Origin of the sequence: Streptomyces sp. 8N706 (assembly GCF_052245415.1) — a bacterium.
Lineage (GTDB): Bacteria > Actinomycetota > Actinomycetes > Streptomycetales > Streptomycetaceae > Streptomyces.
The window spans coordinates 35,954-55,046 of sequence record NZ_JBQQBW010000044.1; the positions used below are offsets into that span (position 1 = coordinate 35,954).

The 19,093-nt window shown below is 72.3% G+C and carries 18 protein-coding genes and 1 pseudogene; 9 read left to right on the forward strand and 10 right to left on the reverse strand.

The window, feature by feature from the left end; all coding sequences use genetic code 11:
- Positions 1 to 623: 623 nt before the first annotated feature.
- From ACTWQE_RS18460 to ACTWQE_RS18490, 7 genes are all read left to right on the forward strand, one after another.
- Positions 624 to 2,159, forward strand: a complete 1,536-nt coding sequence (locus tag ACTWQE_RS18460; protein ID WP_443330065.1) for a S8 family serine peptidase — start codon at positions 624 to 626, stop codon at positions 2,157 to 2,159.
- A gap of 311 nt (positions 2,160 to 2,470) precedes the next feature.
- On the forward strand, positions 2,471 to 4,576 hold the full coding sequence (locus tag ACTWQE_RS18465) for an MXAN_6230/SCO0854 family RING domain-containing protein (RefSeq protein WP_443330066.1): 2,106 nt from the start codon (positions 2,471 to 2,473) through the stop codon (positions 4,574 to 4,576).
- 38 nt (positions 4,577 to 4,614) lie between these two features.
- Positions 4,615 to 5,613: a DEDDh family exonuclease gene (locus tag ACTWQE_RS18470; protein ID WP_443330067.1), complete on the forward strand. Its 999-nt coding sequence runs from the start codon at positions 4,615 to 4,617 to the stop codon at positions 5,611 to 5,613.
- Between the two features lie 64 nt (positions 5,614 to 5,677).
- The gene (locus ACTWQE_RS18475; protein WP_443330068.1) at positions 5,678 to 5,911 is read left to right on the forward strand and encodes a hypothetical protein; all 234 of its coding nucleotides are present in this window, start codon (positions 5,678 to 5,680) and stop codon (positions 5,909 to 5,911) included.
- 49 nt (positions 5,912 to 5,960) lie between these two features.
- Positions 5,961 to 6,749, forward strand: coding sequence for an SURF1 family cytochrome oxidase biogenesis protein (locus tag ACTWQE_RS18480; protein WP_443330069.1), 789 nt, complete (start codon positions 5,961 to 5,963; stop codon positions 6,747 to 6,749).
- A gap of 23 nt (positions 6,750 to 6,772) precedes the next feature.
- On the forward strand, positions 6,773 to 8,608 hold the full coding sequence (locus ACTWQE_RS18485; protein WP_443330070.1) for a glycoside hydrolase family 15 protein: 1,836 nt from the start codon (positions 6,773 to 6,775) through the stop codon (positions 8,606 to 8,608).
- A 4-nt stretch (positions 8,609 to 8,612) separates the two neighbouring features.
- Positions 8,613 to 9,368, forward strand: coding sequence for an SDR family oxidoreductase (locus ACTWQE_RS18490; RefSeq protein ID WP_443330071.1), 756 nt, complete (start codon positions 8,613 to 8,615; stop codon positions 9,366 to 9,368).
- Between the two features lie 94 nt (positions 9,369 to 9,462).
- Here ACTWQE_RS18490 and amaP read toward each other — a convergent pair whose 3' ends face one another.
- The 5 genes from amaP to ACTWQE_RS18515 form a co-directional block, all read right to left on the reverse strand.
- A complete protein-coding gene (amaP, locus tag ACTWQE_RS18495) occupies positions 9,463 to 10,068 on the reverse strand; it encodes an alkaline shock response membrane anchor protein AmaP (RefSeq protein ID WP_443330072.1) in 606 nt (201 codons plus the stop codon).
- Positions 10,069 to 10,076: 8 nt separating this feature from the next.
- Positions 10,077 to 10,784 carry a DUF6286 domain-containing protein gene (locus tag ACTWQE_RS18500; protein ID WP_443330073.1) on the reverse strand — a complete coding sequence of 236 codons (708 nt, stop codon included), beginning with the start codon at positions 10,782 to 10,784 and terminating at the stop codon, positions 10,077 to 10,079.
- Positions 10,781 to 11,131: a hypothetical protein gene (locus tag ACTWQE_RS18505; RefSeq protein ID WP_443330080.1), complete on the reverse strand. Its 351-nt coding sequence runs from the start codon at positions 11,129 to 11,131 to the stop codon at positions 10,781 to 10,783. Before ACTWQE_RS18505 ends, ACTWQE_RS18500 begins: the two co-directional genes overlap by 4 nt.
- Positions 11,132 to 11,401: 270 nt before the next feature.
- On the reverse strand, positions 11,402 to 11,593 hold the full coding sequence (locus ACTWQE_RS18510) for a hypothetical protein (RefSeq protein ID WP_443330074.1): 192 nt from the start codon (positions 11,591 to 11,593) through the stop codon (positions 11,402 to 11,404).
- 36 nt (positions 11,594 to 11,629) lie between these two features.
- Entirely contained in the window at positions 11,630 to 12,115 is a 486-nt protein-coding gene (locus ACTWQE_RS18515) for an Asp23/Gls24 family envelope stress response protein (RefSeq protein ID WP_443330075.1), read from the reverse strand.
- A gap of 191 nt (positions 12,116 to 12,306) precedes the next feature.
- On the opposite strand from ACTWQE_RS18515, the gene ACTWQE_RS18520 reads away from it, so the two are divergent.
- The gene (locus tag ACTWQE_RS18520; RefSeq protein ID WP_443330076.1) at positions 12,307 to 13,071 is read left to right on the forward strand and encodes a nucleopolyhedrovirus P10 family protein; all 765 of its coding nucleotides are present in this window, start codon (positions 12,307 to 12,309) and stop codon (positions 13,069 to 13,071) included.
- A 177-nt stretch (positions 13,072 to 13,248) separates the two neighbouring features.
- Here the strand turns inward: ACTWQE_RS18520 and ACTWQE_RS18525 are convergent, their stop codons facing one another.
- The 4 genes from ACTWQE_RS18525 to ACTWQE_RS18540 all read right to left on the reverse strand — a co-directional run bounded on the left by ACTWQE_RS18525 (position 13,249) and on the right by ACTWQE_RS18540 (position 17,563).
- A complete protein-coding gene (locus tag ACTWQE_RS18525; RefSeq protein WP_443330081.1) occupies positions 13,249 to 14,034 on the reverse strand; it encodes an enoyl-CoA hydratase/isomerase family protein in 786 nt (261 codons plus the stop codon).
- Between the two features lie 145 nt (positions 14,035 to 14,179).
- Positions 14,180 to 14,401, reverse strand: coding sequence for a helix-turn-helix domain-containing protein (locus tag ACTWQE_RS18530; protein WP_030544574.1), 222 nt, complete (start codon positions 14,399 to 14,401; stop codon positions 14,180 to 14,182).
- 475 nt (positions 14,402 to 14,876) lie between these two features.
- On the reverse strand, positions 14,877 to 16,475 hold the full coding sequence (locus tag ACTWQE_RS18535) for an ABC-F family ATP-binding cassette domain-containing protein (protein WP_443330077.1): 1,599 nt from the start codon (positions 16,473 to 16,475) through the stop codon (positions 14,877 to 14,879).
- A 362-nt stretch (positions 16,476 to 16,837) separates the two neighbouring features.
- Positions 16,838 to 17,563 (reverse strand): hypothetical protein, encoded by a 726-nt coding sequence (locus ACTWQE_RS18540; RefSeq protein ID WP_443330078.1) that lies wholly within the window; start codon positions 17,561 to 17,563, stop codon positions 16,838 to 16,840.
- A 215-nt stretch (positions 17,564 to 17,778) separates the two neighbouring features.
- On the opposite strand from ACTWQE_RS18540, the gene ACTWQE_RS18545 reads away from it, so the two are divergent.
- Positions 17,779 to 18,192, forward strand: a complete 414-nt coding sequence (locus ACTWQE_RS18545; protein ID WP_443330079.1) for a VOC family protein — start codon at positions 17,779 to 17,781, stop codon at positions 18,190 to 18,192.
- Between the two features lie 100 nt (positions 18,193 to 18,292).
- On the opposite strand, the pseudogene ACTWQE_RS18550 reads toward ACTWQE_RS18545, so the two are convergent.
- Positions 18,293 to 19,093: pseudogene (locus ACTWQE_RS18550) on the reverse strand (hypothetical protein); the annotation flags it as partial.

A 19,093-nucleotide genomic window follows, 5' to 3' on the forward strand; every position in this document is an offset into this window, starting at 1 on the left:
GCATGTTAGGGCAGGTCAGCAGTGATCCGACAGGGGTGGGATCGCTGAATTCGTCAGGACCGGAATAAGGCCGACACCCGCTGTCTTCCGGTTCGTTGATCCGGTGTGAGCGATCCGTCGAATCCCCCGCGCTCCGGGCCCGCCCGTCGGCCGTACGGCATCGTGCGACTGTCCGGTCCGGTGATGGCCACACGGATCGCACCGCGAATCGGCGCCGTGGAGTTCAGCCGGTGGTACGGGCCTCGAGTCCCGCTGCCACCCCTGAGCATCAAAGCCCTGCGTGTCGACCCGTCAGGCCGCTGACAGAGCCGCCAACAGGCCCGGTTACGGGCAGGACGGGGTCGGGACCCGTCAGGTGTACGAGCCGAGCGGTCATGGTGGCGCGGTCGATCGCGCCCGGTGAAATGCTCGATGTGCCTCATCGCGTGGGTGCACGTGAGAACATGCGTACCCGGTTCCGGCGGATCGCAGGCAATCAACCGTCCGGGCCAACTCACGGATATTTCTCGCTTTTTGCCGTAATCCATTGATCAGATCAGTGGATCGACGCTAGCTTCCGTCGTCATGTACCCGTCCATGCGCAACCCGCGCGCAGACGGTCTCACAGATGATGTGGAGAACCCATGGCTCATCTCCGGTCCAGACGCTGGCGCGCGCTCGCGGTGCCGGTCGGACTCGCGCTGACCGCCTCCTTCGGTTTCCTGCCCGTCGCCGCCACGGCCGCCCCGGCCGACGCGCCCGCGTCGGCCGGCGCTCAGGACGGCCCCGAGCTGTCGTACGTGGTGAACACCGCGACCGACGCCGGCACGGTCGGTCAGGTGAAGAAGGCCATCGTGAAGGCCGGTGGCACGGTCGTCACCGCGCACGCCCGGATCGGCGTGATCGTCGTCCACTCGGCGAACCCGGACTTCGCGAGGACCATCCGTACCGTCGAGGGCGTGCAGTCGGCCGGAGCCACCCGGACCGCGCCGCTCAAGGCCGTCACCACCACCGATGCCGGCAAGCCCGAGAAGGTCCACGAGCCGCGCTCCGCCGCCGCTCTCGGCGCGGCCAGGGTGGCGGGCAAGGAGCCGCTGGAGCCCCTGCAGTGGGACATCCCGGCCATCAAGGCGGACAAGGCGGCGAAGGTCGATCCGGGAAGCGGGAAGGTGACCGTCGCGGTCATCGACACGGGCGTCGACGACACCCACCCCGACCTCGCCCCGAACTTCTCGGCGAGGCAGTCGGCCAACTGCGTCGGTGGCGTTCCGGACACCCGTCAGGGTGCCTGGCGACCGTACAACCCGGACGAGGACTACCACGGCACGCATGTGGCGGGGGAGATCGCCGCCGCCCGTAACAACGTGGGCGTCGCGGGCGTCGCCCCGGGCGTGAAGGTCTCCGCCATCAAGGTCAGCGAACCGGAGACCAGCCTCTTCTACGCCGAGTCCGTGGTCTGCGCCTTCGTCTTCGCCGCCGACCACGGCGTCGAGGTGACCAACAACAGCTACTTCGTCGACCCGTGGCTGTTCAACTGCAAGGACGACCCGGACCAGGGGGCCATCCTGGACGCGGTCGGCCGGGCCGCCAAGTACGCCCAGAAGAAGGGAGCCATCAACGTCGCCTCGGCGGGCAACTCCGCCATGGACCTCGCGGCCAAGGAGCTGACGGACGCCTCCAGTCCGAACGACACCACACCGGTCGAGCGCACCGTCGACCCGGCGACGTGTCTCGACGTCCCGACCCAACTGCCCGGCGTCGTGACGGTTTCCGCGACCGGTCCGAAGGCCCTGAAGTCGTACTACTCCAACTACGGCCTGAACCAGATCGATGTGGCGGGACCGGGCGGCGACAAGTACCAGGTGCCGGACGCACCGGCCAAGGACGGCCGCATCCTCTCCACGATGCCCGACGGCGACTACGCCTATCTCCAGGGCACCTCGATGGCCGGCCCGCATGTCGCCGGCGTCGCGGCACTGATCAAGAGCAAGCGGCCGGACGCGAGTCCGCAGGAGATCCAGTGGCTGCTCAAGGCGCAGGCGGACAACCCGGGCTGCCCGACGGCACCGTACGACCCGGACGGCGACGGCAAGGTCAACGCCGAGTGCACGGGCAACAAGCACATCAACAGCTTCTACGGCTTCGGCATCGTCGACGCCCTGGACGCGGTCACGAAGTGACGCACTGAGCCGTGCCCGCCCGGGTCTGCCGGGTGGGCACGACTCCGGCCGGGGCCATGGGAGTCCACCCCCATGGCCCGGGCCTTTCCCGCATGCGGTCCCGTACCACGTGTCGCGCGCCGCCCCGCCCGGTGACGCGCCCAGGTGTGAAAGACATTGGCAAATACGTTCGGGCGCTGTCTAGACTCACGGCCACGGGGGCGGCTCCGTGGTGTGCTTCTTTCTCGTGTCCCTTCCAAGGAACCGCAGCGCGCCCACTCTCCGCCCCCGTCTCGCATCGTCAGGGGGGATGGGCCATCGGGGGGACGGCTGTGACCGCGCTGGAGGCCGTACTGCTGCGGCGGACCGGGACCGTCTACGTCAGCGCCGGGGAGCGGCACACCTCGGGCTGGTCCGTCACCCGGTCGGCGGCGGGACTGACTGCGCTGGAAGCCGAACTCCTGGACCGGGGCCATGCGTTGACCGGGCCGCTGCACGCGGCGCTCGCCGGACTGGTGCCCGTGGACCTCTCCGACGCCGGGAAGCGGCTGCTGCGCGCCCTGGACGCGGAGCTCGGCGCGGACCGTACTCATATGCCGCTGTTCCGCGAGTTCCCGCGCTTCGTGCCCCGGGACACCACCCAGCACTATGTGAACCGGGTCTTCGCGCTGCTGCTGCAACGGCCCGAACAGCCGTGCGTGCTGTGCGGCACGGTGGGCGGCGTCCGTCCCGTGTCGCCGTGCGCACATCTGGTCTGCCACTCCTGCTGGGACGGCGAGGACCACTCGGGCTGCCCGGTCTGCCATACCCGGATCGATGTGACGGACTCTTTCCTCGAACCGGCGCGCACCGGCACCGTCCGCAGGCGGCGCTCCTCCGCGCCGGCCGGGGACGCACCGCTGCGGCTGCTGCGGCTGGGCGGCTCGCGCGGCGAGGACACGATCGCCGCGCTGCGGCTGCTGCTCTCCCGCACTACGCCGCCGGCTCCCCAGGACCGTGACGACCTGCGGCTGTTGCTCGACCATCTCCCGGGTGAAGGTCTGGCCTGGCTGCCGGAGGACGTCGCCGCCTTGGAGACCAAGGCCCTCCTCCTGGCTGCGCTGCTGCGCGATCCGCACCGGTCGGCCGAGGCGCTCTCCTTCCTGCCCGCGCTGCTGACGACCGCCACCGATGTGCTGCGGCTGCTGTGCGTCTGGTCGGGCGGCGAGCCGGACCTCGTCGAGCCGCCCCGTCCGCGCGGTGTGCCGCGGCCCCTGCGGCGCGAGCTCCTCGGTGTGCTCGACGGGTTCGGACCGCAGACGCTGATCGAGGAGCTGCACCGCCACACACGCGCCTGGAAGCGGGCGGGCGAGGTGCTGCACCCGTACGAGCACCACCGGCGCCATCCGCGTACGGCCCTGGCCTTCGCGGTACTGCGCGGCACCGATCTGTCCGCCCACAGGCTCGGACCGGCGCTGCGCCGCGCCGCTGCCGAGCATCCCGAGGGAGTGGCCGTGCGCGGCGACCGGCTCGCGCCGGTGACCTGGGGCGGCCAGGTCGAACGCGCGCTCGGGGCGCGGGACCTGCCCGCGGCGGTCGCCCTGCTGCGAGAGCGGCCCGGCGAACTGGTGCGCCGACTCGACCATCTGCTGCGGCTGCACGCGGCCACCGGCTCTCCGGCGGCGCTGCCCGAGGGGCTGGCCGAGGCGCTCGCGTCCGGGCTGGCCCGCGTCGGCCCCGCGCCGCTGCTGTCGGCGCTCGGCGCGCTGAGGGTGCGTACCCGCCCCGGCGGGCAGCGGGTGTTCTTCCCCCGCGGCGATGTCTCCCGCCGCTTCGCGGTGGAGGATCGGCGCGCGCCCCTCCCGCAGGGCGCCGTCCAACCGGTGTGCTCCATGATGGAGGCCGAACTGCTGCGCCGGCTCGCCGCCGCCCCGCGGCACGACGTGGCCCTCCTCGACTCCGGACTCAGCGCTCTGACGGTGCCGTTCGCCGAGTGCGGCGCCGCCCGGTCACTCGCCTCCGCCCCTCAGGGCGGTCCGGGCCGGTCGAGCCGGGATCTGACGCCGCAGGACACCACGGCCGGTCGGGTGACCCTGTGGGATCTGGCGTGCTGGCACGCGGGCGTACGCACCGACCGCGTAGTGGTCCTGCGCCGTGCCCCGTTCCCGGGCACACTCGACGAGCTGTGGCACTACGACCGGCAACCGGGCGAGAACACCGCCGGTTTCGCGGCCCGGATCCGCGCCCTGGCCCCACCGGAGTGGCGCCGCCCGTCGGAGGACGCGGAGGCTCTCGCCGCCCAAGTCACCTCAGGACGAAACGGACTTCTCGCTCTGGTCCACGGTAACGTGCGGCCGGAGGGGGCGACGGGTGTCGTCTACCGCCTCTTCCCCGGGCCGGTGGACGGGAGTCAACTCACCCGTGTCACAGCCGGGGAGCTCATCGCCGGCCTGGGGTGAAGCGGGAGTGTCAGCGGCGGCCCGTATCCTCATGGACCATGCTCGAAGACCCCACGGCAGCCGCATCGTCCATCGCGCAGCGGCCCGCACCTCCGGCGCCCGTATGGCCGTCGGCGTACCCGCAGGGGTACGCCGTCGTCGACGTGGAGACGACCGGACTGGCCCGCGACGACCGGATAGTGTCGGCGGCCGTCTACCGGCTCGACGCGCGGGGCAATGTGGAGGACCACTGGTACACCCTCGTCAATCCGCAGCGCGACCCCGGCCCGGTCTGGATCCACGGTCTGACGAGCGAGGCGCTCGCGGACGCCCCGCTCTTCCCGGACATCGCCGACGCCCTGTCCGAACGCCTCGCCGACCGGGTGCTCGTCGCGCACAACGCCGTCTTCGACTGGTCGATGATCGCCCGTGAGTACGCACGCGCGCGGCTGACCGCGCCCGTGCGCCAGCGGCTGTGCACCATCTCCCTCTCCAAGGAGCTGGGGCTGCCGCTGCCCAACCACAAACTGGAGTCGCTGGCCGCCCACTACGGCGTGGTCCAGCAGCGGGCACACCACGCGCTCGACGACGCCCGGGTGCTCGCCGAGGCGTTCCGGCCCAGTCTGCATCTGGCCGCCGGTTCCGGGGTGCGGCTGCCCCTGCTGGCCTGCCGGCCGCTCACCGAGTGGTCGGACACGCCCCGCACGATCGGCCACCAGTACCGTCCGAGCAGCTGGCGCCCCACTCGTAAGCGCCCCGCCTGCCCCTACCCCAACCCCGGCCGGTACGAGCCGGGCAAGCCCCTCGTCCAGGGCATGCGGGTGGCGTTCTCCGGCGACACCTCCGTCGACCGCGAACTGCTGGAGGACCGGGCCTTCGAGGCCGGACTGCACATCGCCTCCAGCGTGTCCCGCCTCACCAGTCTGCTCGTCACCAACGAACCCGGCTCGGCCACCTCCAAAGCCGCCAAGGCACGCTCCTTCGCCACCCCCGTGGTGGATGAGGCGGCCTTCATGCAACTGCTCCAGGATGTGGCCCCGGCAGCGTCATCCGAGTGAAGCGGCGCGACGCGCCCGGCCACCGCTCCCGCCCCCGCGCTCCGCTTCCCGCACCCTGTGGCGCATGGCACGTTGCGAGGTCTGCGGAAACGACTACAACATGAGCTTCGAGGTGCACGCGCAGGGCGCTGTGCACGTCTTCGACTGCTTCCAATGCGCAATCCACCGAATGGCCCCGATCTGTGAGCACTGCCGCACCCAGATCATCGGCCAGGGCGTGGAGGCCGATGGCCAGTTCTTCTGCTGCGCCCACTGCGCCCGCGCCGAAGGGAAGGTGGGCCTCGTCGACCACGTATGAGACACCCCCGCCCGCCCAGCACCCCACGACCGAGTTGTACGGTCGTGGGGTGTACCGCTTCCTGTTGTCCCGGCAGTGGGTGATTCTCACCCTCGTGGCCCTTGTGCTCATCCCTGTGATGATCGAGCTGGGCTTCTGGCAGCTGCACCGTCACGAGCACCGGGTCGGCCAGAACGACCAGATCGCACGGAGTCTCGACGCGCCGCCCGTCCCGGCGGTCCGGCTCACCTCCCCCGGCCACCGGGTGCCCCGGTCCGACACCTGGCGCCCGGTCACCGCCACCGGCGCGTACGACACCCGGCACGAGGTCGTGGTCCGCCAGCGGACCGCCGCCGACGAGCAGTCCATCGGCTACTACGTCCTCACTCCGCTGATCATGAAGGACGGGCGGGCGGTCCTGGTCAACCGTGGCTGGATTCCGACGGACGGGCCCCTGACCACGTACCCGAAGGTCCCGGCCGCCCCCGCGGGCGAGGTCACCGTCACCGGTCGCCTCATGCCCGACGAGACGACCGCCAACAGCGGCATCAAGGACAAAAAGGGCCTTCCGTCGCGTCAGATCATGCTGATCGACAGCAGGCGTCAGGCGAGCGCGCTCTCACGGCCCGTCCTGGGCGGCTACATCGAGCTCACCGGGACCTCCCCGAAGGCCACAGGCCAGCCCGAGTCCGTCCCGGCCCCCGACCACAGCAGCATCGGTCCCCACATGGCGTACGCGGTCCAGTGGTGGCTGTTCGCCGCGGGTGTCCCGGTCGGCTGGGTGGTGCTGGTCCGCCGCGAGCGCAAGGACCGCGCCGCCGCGCGGGAATCCCGGGAGCCGGTGCCGGTCCCGGCCTGAACCCGTCCGGTCCCGCGCCGGGAATGCCCCGGGCACGCTCCGGGCAGGGGAGAACACGGAACCGTTGGAGAGGCGGCACCGTGCCAGGACACATCGAGGACTATGCACTCATCGGCGATCTCCAGACCGCCGCGCTCGTGGGCCGGGACGGCTCCATCGACTGGCTGTGCCTGCCACGCTTCGACTCCGCGGCCTGCTTCGCCGCGCTCCTGGGCGACGAGGACAACGGCCACTGGCGTGTGGCCCCCGCCTCCGGCGGCAACTGCACCAGCCGCTCGTACCGCGGCGACACCCTCGTCCTGGACACGGTCTGGGAGACGGCCACCGGCACCGTCAAAGTCACCGACTTCATGCCGCAGCGCGACCGGGCCCCCGACCTCGTCCGGATCGTCGAAGGGGTCTCCGGCTCGGTGGACATGCGCAGCGAGGTCCGGCTGCGTTTCGACTACGGCAGCATCGTTCCCTGGATCCGCCGCTCCGACGGCCACCGCATCGCGATCGCCGGACCGGACTCCGTCTGGCTGCGTAGCGAACCCCCGGTCACCACCTACGGCAAGGACTTCTGCACCTACGCGGACTTCACGGTCTCCGCGGGCGAGAGCGTCGCCTCCGTGCTGACCTGGCACCCCTCGCACGAGAAGCTGCCGCGCCGGATCGACCCGTACCAGGCGCTCGCGTCGAGCGTCGAGGACTGGGAGATGTGGTCGGCCCGCTGCCGCTACGAGGGCCCCTGGCGGGACGCGGTCATGCGGTCGCTGATCACCCTCAAGGCTCTCACCTACGCGCCGAGCGGCGGCATCGTGGCCGCCGCCAGCACCTCCCTCCCGGAGGAGATCGGCGGTGTGCGCAACTGGGACTACCGCTTCTGCTGGCTGCGCGACGCGACGCTCACCCTGAACGCTCTCGTCTCCAGCGGCTATCTCGACGAGGCGGCCTCCTGGCGCGACTGGCTGCTGCGGGCGGTCGCCGGCGACCCGGCCGATCTGCAGATCATGTACGGCCTCGCGGGCGAGCGCCGGCTCACCGAGTTCGAGGTCCCCTGGCTGCCGGGGTACGAGGCCTCCACCCCGGTCCGGATCGGCAACGCCGCCGTCGAACAGGTCCAGCTCGACGTCTACGGCGAGGTCCTCGACTCCCTCTTCCTCTCCCGGGAGAGGGGCCTGCGCCCTGAGGAGGACTCCTGGGAGCTCCAGCGGGCGCTGATGGAATTCCTGGAGTCGCAGTGGCGCGAACCGGACGAGGGGCTCTGGGAGGTGCGGGGACCGCGCCGGCACTTCGTCCACTCCAAGGTCATGGCGTGGGTGGGCGCCGACCGGGCGGTCCGCACCGTGGAGCGGCTCCCTGATCTGCGGGGCGACGTCGCGCGCTGGCGGGCCATGCGCGAAACCGTGCACCGCGAGGTGTGCCGCCACGGCTACGACGCCGACCGGAACACCTTCACCCAGTACTACGGCTCCGCGGAACTGGACGCCGCGACCCTCCTCATCCCTCAGGTCGGCTTCCTCCCTCCCACCGACCCGCGCGTGGTGGGCACGGTCGACGCGGTACGCCGCGAGCTGGACCACGGCGGCTTCGTCCGCCGCTACACCCCCGACCATGTGGACGGTCTCCCCGGCGGTGAAGGCGCCTTCCTCGCCTGCTCCTTCTGGCTCGCCGACGCCCTGTGCGGGACCGGGCGCCAGAAGGACGCCCGGGACCTGTTCGAGGAGCTGCTGTCCCTGCGCAACGACGTCGGTCTGCTGTCCGAGGAGTGGGACCCGGTCGCGCGGCGCCAGCTCGGCAACTTCCCCCAGGCGTTCAGCCATGTGGGGCTGGTGAACACCGCCCTCGCGCTGTCCCGGACCGATAGGACACCATGAAGGCATGGATCTTGAACTGAAGGACCGGGTGTACGTCGTCACGGGCGCCAGCCGTGGCCTGGGCCTGGCCGCCGCGCGGGAACTCGTCGCCGATCGGGCGAAGGTGGTGCTCAGCGGCCGCGACGAGGAGTCCGCCACATCCGCCGCCGCGGAGCTCGGGCAGAACGCCGCGGGCATCGCCGCGGACAACGCCGATCCCCGTACGGCCGACCGTCTGATCGCCACGGCGCGGGCCCGCTTCGGACGCTTCGACGGCATCCTGATCAGCGTCGGCGGGCCCCCGCCCGGGCTGGGCACGGACAACACCGACGCCCAGTGGCAGGCCGCCTTCGAATCGGTCTTCCTCGGCGCGGTACGCCTCGCCCGGACGGCGGCCGCCGAGCTCTCCGAGGGCGGCGTGATCGGCTTCGTCCTCTCCGGCTCCGTCCATGAGCCGATCCCGGGCCTGACGATCTCCAACGGCCTGCGACCGGGCCTGGCGGGCTTCGCCAAGTCCCTCTCCGTCGAACTCGGACCCCGGGGCATCCGCGTCATCGGCCTTCTCCCGGGCCGTATCGACACGGACCGGGTCCGCGAACTCGACGCGCTCTCGGGAGACGCGGACGCGGCCCGCAGCCGCACCTCGGCGTCGATTCCGCTCCGCCGCTATGGGCGCCCGGAGGAGTTCGGCAAGGTCGCGGCCTTCCTGCTGTCCCCGGCGGCGTCCTATCTCACCGGCCTGATGCTCCCCGTGGACGGCGGCTCCCGCCACGGCTTCTGACCCCTCGGACGACAGCAGGAAAGCCAGGGGGACACCGGGAAGGGCCCCGGGGGAGGCCCGCACCCACACGATCCGACCCGCACCGCGCCGGCGGCTACAGCACGCGCTCCGCCCCATGCCGCACCGCCGTGACCCGCACCTCCGCCGGAAGCCGCTCCAGACCCGCCGACTCCCGCGCATGCCCCAGCGCGTCACGCGTCAGCCGCCCCACCACCTCCGCGGGCCCCGCGTGCGGCTCCAGCGCCAACCCCACCCGCACCTCCGGAGCCGTTCGCTGGCGGCCCGTCAGCCGTACATCAGCCCGGGAGACACCGTCCAGCGACTCCGCCTCAGCCGCCATGGCGCCCTCGAGAGCGCGCCCCCGCAGCAGGGCACCCGCACCGTCCCCGCTGTCCACCAGAATCTCGCGGAGCCGGTGCTTCCGCAGTTGTGCCAGCAGCCACCACAGCATCAGCACCAGCAGCACACCCAGCACCGCGAAGACGACCGGCCACCACCATCCGTCGTCGCGGTATCGCGTCCGTCCCTCCGCGCCGAGGATCATGTCGTGCGGCCCCCTGAAGGGCCACCAGCCGGGCAGTGCGAAGTCCCAGTGCCGCGACAGATCCAGCCCGCCCACCAGCACCGCGCCGCCCAGCGCGAACAGGGCGAGTCCGGCGAGCCCCAGCAGCACACGGTTGACAGTCCTGAGCCTGAGCATGCGTCACGTCACCTCTTCGACGGGCGTCGTACGTGCACGGACAGCGCCGGCCGCCGGGCCAGGCCGAGCTCCCGCAGTCCGGCGGCCAGCGCCGCGTCCAAGTCGCCACGGACCTCGTCGAGATCGCGGAAGTGCGCCTGCGCCCGGACGCCGACCTTGCGACGACGGACCTTGACCCGTGCCGCATGCACGCCGGGGACCTCCATCGCCCGGTCGCGCAGGACCATAGCGGCCGCGGACCGGTGCAGCCCGGCCCGTACGTGCTCCGCTCCCTCCGCGTCCACCGGACGCCTCATCGGCAGCAGCGACCGCAGCCCGGGGGTGAGCGCCAGCACCAGCAGCCACAGTCCGATGACCATCGCGCCCGCCGCCCCACCGATCATCCAGGCGTCGTCGAGCGGGCGTTCCGCCAGCTCTTCGGCGAGCCTGCGTCGCCATGCCATGGCGTTACGGCCGGCCCGCACCGCGGCGACGTCGTAGAGCACCAGTCCCACGCCCGCGACGACGAGGGCGGCGACGATCGTCGCCGGTACACGCCGTGTGGACCAGAAGCGGCGAGCGGACCGGGGCTCGTCCCCGCTCTCGTAGGCCGCGGCGGACGCGGACTGCCGCAGCCCCGAACCGCCCTCACCGCCGTCGCCCGCGCCCGGGGAGGCGTCGCGCTCGATCGTCGGCAGCCGCCGGGTGCCCTGTGTCTCGGGTTCGTCGCCGGTCATCCGACCCTCCCCTGATCCGTCCGCCGCGTGTGCGCCGAGTGCAGCCGCTCGACGGTCACGGAGATCTCGGGCACAGCCATACCCGCCAAGGCCCGTACCCGCTCGGCGACTCCACGACGCACCGCACGGCACTGCGCGCCGATGTCGGACGGATAGCCCAGCTCCACGGCGAGCCGTACCCGGGCCTCCCCCAGCGGGCCTCCCACGTTCTCGTGTTCGGACGCACCGCGCACCGAGGCCGTCGCGTGCGGCCCGCGCCCGGACGGCACGCGTTCCGCTTCGGGCACCCCGCGCAGCACCTCCCGGGCCGCCTGCGAAGCGATCTTCGCGACGACCCGTTCGGCGATCCGGGTGGCCCCCCGCCCACCCGGGGGTACCCGCCGCTCATGTGCCGGCCCGGACGCTGGGCCCGGCGCTGCCTGCGACCGCCCCGGGGACGGTTCCGCGGACCCCGGCCCCGGAGACCGTTCCGCCGACTCCGGAGAGGGTCCCGACTCCGGGGACGGCCCCGACTCCGGGGACGGCCCCGACTCCGGAGACGGCCCCGACTCCGGAGAGGGCCCCGACTCCCGGGAACGGCGCGGCTCCTCGGCGGCGTCCTCGTTCGCCACCGGTGCTCACCGCCGCCGCTGTTCGCGCTCGCGCGGCCGGAAGAAGTCGCCGGGTTCCAGATCGCCGTCCAGGAACCTCCCGGCCACGAATCCGACAGCGCCCAGCGCCGCCACCAGCAGGAAGGCGCCGAAGCCGCCGAAGTATCCGGCAAAGCCCAGTGCCATCCCGGCGATCAAGCCGACTGCGGCCATGCTCATCGTGCGCTCCTCCGCTCGCGGCCCGCTTCCGGTCCGCTACTGAATACGTGGCTGCTCTTCCTCTTCGTCCTCTTCATCGGGCAGCTTCACATCGCTCACCGCGATGTTGACCTCGACGACTTCGAGGCCGGCCATCCGCTCGACCGCTGAGATGACGTTCTCCCGTACAGCGCCCGCGACCTGCCGGATGGAGACGCCGTAATCGACGACGATCTCCAGGTCGATCGCCGTCTGCACTTCCCCGACCTCGGCCTTGACCCCGCGGGTGACGGACTTCCCGGCACCGGGCACCCGTTCGCGTACGGCCCCGAAGGTGCGGGACAGTCCGCCCCCCATCGCATGGACGCCGACCACATCGCGGGCCGCGAGCCCGGCGATCTTCTCCACCACGCCGTCGGCGATCGTGGTCCGGCCACGGGACGCCGGCTCGCCCCCACCACGCTTCGGCCCGGGGGCCCTTCTGGTCTCGCCCGCCTCCGTGCTGGGGGCTTCGGGCCGGTTCCGTTGGGTGGCATCGGACATCGCCGGTCGTCCCTTCCGAGGAGAGGAGAGAAGCGGCATCCCGCTCCGTTGCCCACACTATGTGTGTTTGTCCAATTTCGCCCCAGGGCTGCGACAGGCGTGGGACGGGAGGTGACGGACGAATGGCGCACCCGGCTGTCCCGGTGCGATTGCGGCAGAGTACGGAGCATCACGGATTGGGGTGAGCGCCAGTGGCGGCGGACGAATGGGTCCACGCGGTACGCCAGCAGCTCGGGCTGGGCCGACTGCTCCCGCTCGGCGGGCCGAAGGACGGCGCCTGGATCACGGAGCGCGCCGCGAGCGATGTGCTGCGTGGGGCCGTGGCCCCACGGACCGGCGTCCGGTTCGACCGGCTGCGGATCGGCCTGGCGGACGCGGGCTCGGCCGTCGGCTCAGCGGTCCCGGCGCCGCCGAGCGCGCTGCCGACCGGACCGCTCAGTATCGAGGCGGACTTCGCGGCGCCGTTGCGACTGCCTCTCCAGGCGACGTCCCAAAAGGTGCGGGAGGCGCTGCTCACAGCGGCGGACGAGCGCCTCGGACTGACTGTCGTGGAGGTCGATCTACGCGTCACCGACCTGCTGGAAACCCCCTCTTCCACAAAAGGCCCGGAGAGCCGGCCCGGGCCCCCGGCAGGGGAACCGGCCGGGGAACCGGAGCCCCACCCCGAAGCGGTGGCCGTTCCCCTTGCGCAGCCAGGGGGCGAAGTGGCCGCGGCCGCGGTGGCCGTTCCGGGGGTGACCCGGCTCGCCGCCGCCCTGAGCGGGCCCGCCGTACGGGTCGAGGACCGGGACCACCCGGAACGGCGTCATGTGCAGGTGCAGTTGGCGATCGCCGCCGGTCACCGTGCACTGGACGTGGCCCGCGCGGTCCGTACGGCGGTGACCATCGCGGCGGCCCTGGACGCCCCGGGGCCGGTCACGGTCGCCGTCGTGGTCACGGCAGTCGACACACCGTGACCTCGAGATACAGGCCGGCGCGCGGGGACGAGCGCGCTGACCACGGCGAGGGGACGCCGGGCCGTCCGGCCCCTCCGCCCGGCGGGGCCGGGAGCACCTGCGGCCGACAGGCGGACGGTCCCCTGCACGCCGCGGCCGCCAGGCACGCCCCGAGGAATGCCGCCGCCGGCCGACCTCCTACTCCGCGATGCCGGCCAGGTCCCGCAGCCGCCGCGCCTGAGCGGCCCGCTCGGCGGCGCGCTGCTCCTCGTACGTACGGTCCCCCGCCTCCCGGAGCAGCGCCTTCGTCTCGATCACCGCGTCGCGCGGGGCGGCCAGCAGGGCCGCCGCCAAATCCGCCACCGCGCCCTCGAGTTCATCAGCGGGTACGACGAGGTTGGCCAGGCCCGTGCGCTCGGCCTCCGCGGCCTGGACGTACCGGCCCGTGGCGCAGATCTCCAGGGCACGGGCGTAGCCGACCAGCGAGACGAGCGGGTGCGTACCCGTCAGGTCCGGGACCAGTCCGAGGCTGGTCTCACGCATGGCGAACTGCACATCGTCGGCACAGACCCGCAGGTCGCAGGCGAGCGCGAGCTGGAAGCCCGCACCGATCGCATGCCCCTGCACAGCGGCGACGCTGATGATGTCGTTCCGGCGCCACCAGGTGAACGCGTCCTGGTACTCGGCGATGACCGCGTCCAGCTCGGCGTCGGAGCCGCCCGCGAGGTCGATGAACGACGGCTCGCCGTCGAAGCCCTCGGGCGTGAACGCCTGCCGGTCGAGCCCCGCCGAGAAGGACTTGCCCTCTCCGCGGAGCACGACCACCCGTACGCTGCCCGGCAGCAGGCGCCCCGCCTCCGTCAACGCCCGCCACAGGGCGGGCGATTGGGCGTTGCGCTTGTCGGGTTGGGCGAGGGTCACCGTGGCGACGGTTGCCGCATCGTCAACGGTGAGCCGTACGCCGTCCTTGTCCAGCAGGGTCATGAGGTGCCTCCGGGTGGGCGCAGTCATCCCAGCCTTCCCGGAGGTACGGGGACCGTCCCCGGGAGGCTGCTGTACTGCACAGTAACCACCCGGGCGACCGATCGATCGACCGGGTGGCACTGCCACTCCTGCCGGGGGCGCCTCGTCAGGCCGAAGCGGCCTTCTTACCCCGTGTGGCTCCGCCGCGACCACGCAGGGTCACGCCGGACTCGCTGAGCATCCGGTGGACGAATCCGTAGGAACGGCCGGTCTCCTCGGCCAGCGCCCGGATGCTCGCACCGGAGTCGTACTTCTTCTTCAGGTCAGCCGCGAGCTTTTCGCGCGCGGAGCCGGTCACCCGGCTGCCCTTCTTCAGAGTCTCGGCCACCCGTGCCTCCTCATGGGAAGTGCGCTCTGGACTCTCATGATCACCCCTCGGGCGCTTCCTGGCCACCCATTCGGCAAGGTCTGTGCGACAAGCTTTCCGTGGTCGGCACCCACCCGCGCATCCGGAACCTTGCATTCCGCATCGCCCGGAATTCGTCACTGTGTGCCATTGATGGCGAAGGTCCAGGTCAGCGCCGTTGGGCATGACGCTCCCGCCCGGATACGGGCGAGCGGGTGCATACATCACCCATTCCCGGGCCCGCCAGGAGGACGCGCCGAGGTACGACCCGGACTCACCCAGATGATGGATCACCCATCGGCCGAATGATCCAGCGGAAGGGGATCAGCGGCCGCGAAAACGGTCCTGACGGGTCAGGCGCCGGTCCTGCCGTCCTGACCGGGCCCTGCCCGGAGCGGCGCCGGTCCTGACACGGTCCTCATGGGGTTCTGCCAGGAGCGGCGTCGGGCCCGACCGGTCAGGCCAGCGCGACGAGATCCGCGTAGTCCTCGCCCCAGAGGTCCTCGACACCGTCGGGCAGCAGAATGATGCGCTCCGGCTGGAGCGCGTCCACCGCGCCCTCGTCGTGTGTCACCAGGACGACTGCCCCGGTGAAGGTGCGCAGGGCGCCCAGGATCTCCGCACGGCTGGCGGGGTCCAGGTTGTTGGTCGGCTCGTCGAGGAGCAGGACGTTGGCCGAGGACACCACCAGGGTGGCCAGGGCCAGCCTGGTCTTCTCACCGCCCGACAGCACCCCGGCCGGCTTGTCGACGTCGTCCCCGGAGAACAGGAAGGAGCCGAGCGTCTTGCGGATCTCGACCAGATCGAGGTCCGGCGCGGACGAGCGCATGTTCTCCAGGACCGTCCGGTCCGGATCGAGGGTCTCGTGCTCCTGGGCGTAGTAGCCCAGCTTGAGGCCGTGGCCGGGGGTCACCCGGCCGGTGTCGGGCGTCTCGACCCCGGCCAGCAGCCGCAGCAGCGTCGTCTTGCCGGCGCCGTTGAGGCCCAGGATGACCACGCGAGAGCCCTTGTCGATGGCCAGGTCGACATCGGTGAAGATCTCCAGGGAGCCGTACGACTTCGACAGACCCTCAGCCGTCAGCGGGGTCTTTCCACAGGGCGCGGGGTCGGGGAAGCGCAGCTTGGCGACCTTGTCGGACTGCCGCACCTCCTCCAGGCCGGAGAGCAGTTTCTCGGCACGCCGCGCCATGTTCTGGGCCGCCACGGTCTTCGTGGCCTTGGCCCGCATCTTGTCGGCCTGGGAGTTGAGGGCCGCGGCCTTCTTCTCGGCGTTGGCGCGCTCGCGCTTCCGGCGCTTCTCATCGGCCTCGCGCTGGGTGAGGTACTGCTTCCAGCCCATGTTGTAGAGGTCGATCTGGGAGCGGTTGGCGTCCAGGTAGAAGACCTTGTTGACGACCGACTCGACCAGGTTGATGTCGTGGGAGATCACGACGAAGCCACCGCGGTAGGTCTTGAGGAAGTCCCGGAGCCAGAAGATCGAGTCGGCGTCGAGGTGGTTGGTCGGCTCGTCGAGGAGCAGGGTGTCGGCGTCCGAGAAGAGGATCCGGGCCAGCTCGACGCGGCGCCGCTGGCCGCCGGAGAGCGTATGCAGAGGCTGCCCGAGCACCCGGTCGGGCAGGTTGAGGCTGGCGGCGATGGTGGCCGCCTCGGCCTCGGCGGCGTACCCGCCCTTGGTGAGGAACTCGGTCTCCAGCCGCTCGTACTTCTTCATCGCACGCTCGCGGGTGGCTCCCTGGCCGGTGGACATCCGCTGCTCGTTCTCGCGCATCTTGCGCAGCACGCTGTCGAGGCCGCGGGCGGAGAGGATGCGGTCGCGGGCGAGGACGTCGAGGTCACCGGTGCGCGGGTCCTGGGGCAGATAGCCGACCTCACCGGAACGGGTGATGGTGCCGCCGGCGGGGACGCCCTCGCCCGCCAGGCACTTGGTGAGGGTGGTCTTGCCGGCGCCGTTACGGCCGACGAGACCGATGCGGTCACCCTTGGCGATACGGAAGGAAGCGGACTCGATGAGGACCCGGGCGCCGGCGCGCAGCTCGAGACCGGTGGCGGTGATCACGGAAGGGACTCCAGGGCAGGATTCGGGCGTCGGGAAGGACAGGCGAGGTCGAACGACGCCGTCTAATGCACAAGGAGAATTGCCATGCGGGCCAGTCTAGCGGGGGCCCGCAACTCGAATTCCGCGGAGACTTCCGTGGAGACACGGCCCGGTCCGTCGCCTGCCTGCTGTCCGCCGGGCGGCTGGCCCCGGGCGTGGGGTGCGTACGCGGGAGGGGACGGAGGAGTGTCCTGGTGGGGGCCGCTCGGCCCCTTCCGTCCCGCCCCGCGCCCTCTTCCCGGACGCGCCGGGGACCGCGGCACGGGCGTGAGGGACCACGACACGGGCGTGAGGGATCACACAGACACCGCACCGGCAGGGCATCACACGGGTCCCCGGGGCGTATCGCCGAGCGGGCCGCGCTCCGGCGTGATGCGGCCCCGGCCGTCGACCGCGACCAGCTCCGCGGTCCAGGCGGGGTCGGTTCCGGCGGCGCGGCGGCCGTCGGAGCACGGCTGGGCGACCATCAGCACGGCACCGCGGCGGACGGCCAGACGCGGCGCGAAGGAGCAGCCCGGCCGGGCGGGCAGCACCCAGCGCAGATCCCCGTCCGCACTCCGGTACGCCGCAATCCGGCGGGGGGTGACCACCGCGAGGGTGCGCCATCCTCCGTCGAGCGGCCGCAGCACGTCCGCGCCGCGCCGGGCGGCCCGATGGGCGAGCCATGCGGCGGCGCCGGGGATGGCACGGTGCCAGCGGACCGTGCCGGGCGGTCCGGTGTCGGTGATCATCCCGTCGTTCCAGAGGATGAAGGCGTGCCCCGGGGCGGTCCGTACGGCGAGCGGCCGGCGGCTGTGCCGGGAGTACGTCCACCACCGGGCACCGCTCGCCGGGTCGTAGGCCTCGACGGAGCGGGCCGTCCGGCGCAGCACGGGTTGCGGGGACCCCCACAGGGTGGCGGCCGCGGAGGCGTGGACGGTGAGGCGGTCGCCGTACGGGGCGGGGCGCTCCCAGCGGGCGGCAACGGCGAGCGCCAGGACCAGCAGGACCGCGAGGGCGGGGAGGGCCAGACGCTCGGTGCGGGTGCTGCCCGCGACCCCGTCCGACATGGCGCAGAGCGTAGCCGCGCGGCGCGGGACGGGAGGGAGCGTACGGGCCGACACGGCGGGCGGCCCCTGCCGCGTCCTCCATTCGGCGTCGTGCGGCGGGGCCGGTCCGGCCGGAGGGCCTCCTAGGACGAAGAGGGGCAATTCGCTCATACTCATGGGTGTGCGACGCGCTGCCGCACCGGGCGGAGCAGAGGGTTCCCAGAGGAGTGAGTGCCATGGCAGACACCGGCACGGGCCGGCCGACCATCTACCCGACACTGCTGTACGCGGACGCGCAGGCGGCCATCAAGCTGCTCACCGAGGCCTTCGGTTTCAAGGCCGACGCGGTGTACACGGGGGAGGGCGACCTCGTGACCCACGCCGAACTCTCCTTCGGCAACGGCGTGGTGATGCTCGGGTCGAAGGGACGGGAAGGGGTGTTCGTGGAGGCCATGCGGACCGGCGGCCCCGCCGGGATCTACGTGGTCGTCGAGGACATCGACGGGCACTACCAGCGGGCGGCGGCCCATGGCGCGGAGATCCTGATGCCGCCGACCGACCAGGACTACGGCTCCCGCGACTACATGGCGCGGGACGCCGAGGGCAATGTCTGGAGCTTCGGCACCTACGCCCCCGCCGGCGCCGCATAGAGGAGCCCACCGGAGCCCGTGGCTCCGCCGCCGGTCTCCTCCGCGGCGCGCGAGCCCGGCACACCCCCGGCCGGCGGGCGGGGGTGTGCCGAAGCGGAATCTAAGCGCCTCCCGTGTGCACCTGGAAGGCCGCCCGGCGCACGGCCTTGGCGAGCGCCGGGTCGGGGTGTGCCGCCGCCAGAGCGACGAGTACCTGCACCGTACGGGGGTGGCCCACCGCCCGTACCTCCTCGAGCAGCGCCGGGACCGTGCCCTGCACCGCCGAGTCGAGATGGCGGACGAGCAGCGGGCCCTCGCCGTGGTCGGCGACGGCGGCCGCGGTGTCGACCCACAGCCAGGTGGCCTCCTGGCGGGTGAGCACCTCCAGGGTGTCCTCAGGGTCCCCGCCCTCCTGCTCGGCCAGCCACAGCAGGGCGTAGGGGCGCAGATACGGCTCGTCGGCGGCGGTCCGCACGGCGGGCTCGGCCGGCGCGCCCACGGCCCGTAGCGCCTCGAACGCCAGACCGCGCAGCAGCGCGTCGTGGCCGCGGGCGACGTCGAGCAGTTCGGTGACGGCGCTGCCCACCGGGCGGGCCGCCAGCCAGGCCCGGTACTCCGCCCGGGCCGGGCCGGGGGTGAGAGCGGCGCAGCCGCGCAGCATGTCCTCGGCGGACTGCTCGATGTTGCCGGCGGGGCTCTGGGCGGCGACGCAGATCTGTTCCAGCTTGACCCATACGGCCCAGTTGCCGAGGGGGGTGAGCGTGGCCTCGTCCTCGCCGAGGGTCAGCGCCCCGACCGAGGCGAGGGCGTCGAGCGCCCAGTCCAGCAGAGCGGCCGGGGGAGGGCCTTCGACGGTGGGCTGCTCCGCTTCCGCCGTGCCGTACGGGACCTCGCAGCGCTCGGTGCGCAGTTCGGCGACGCG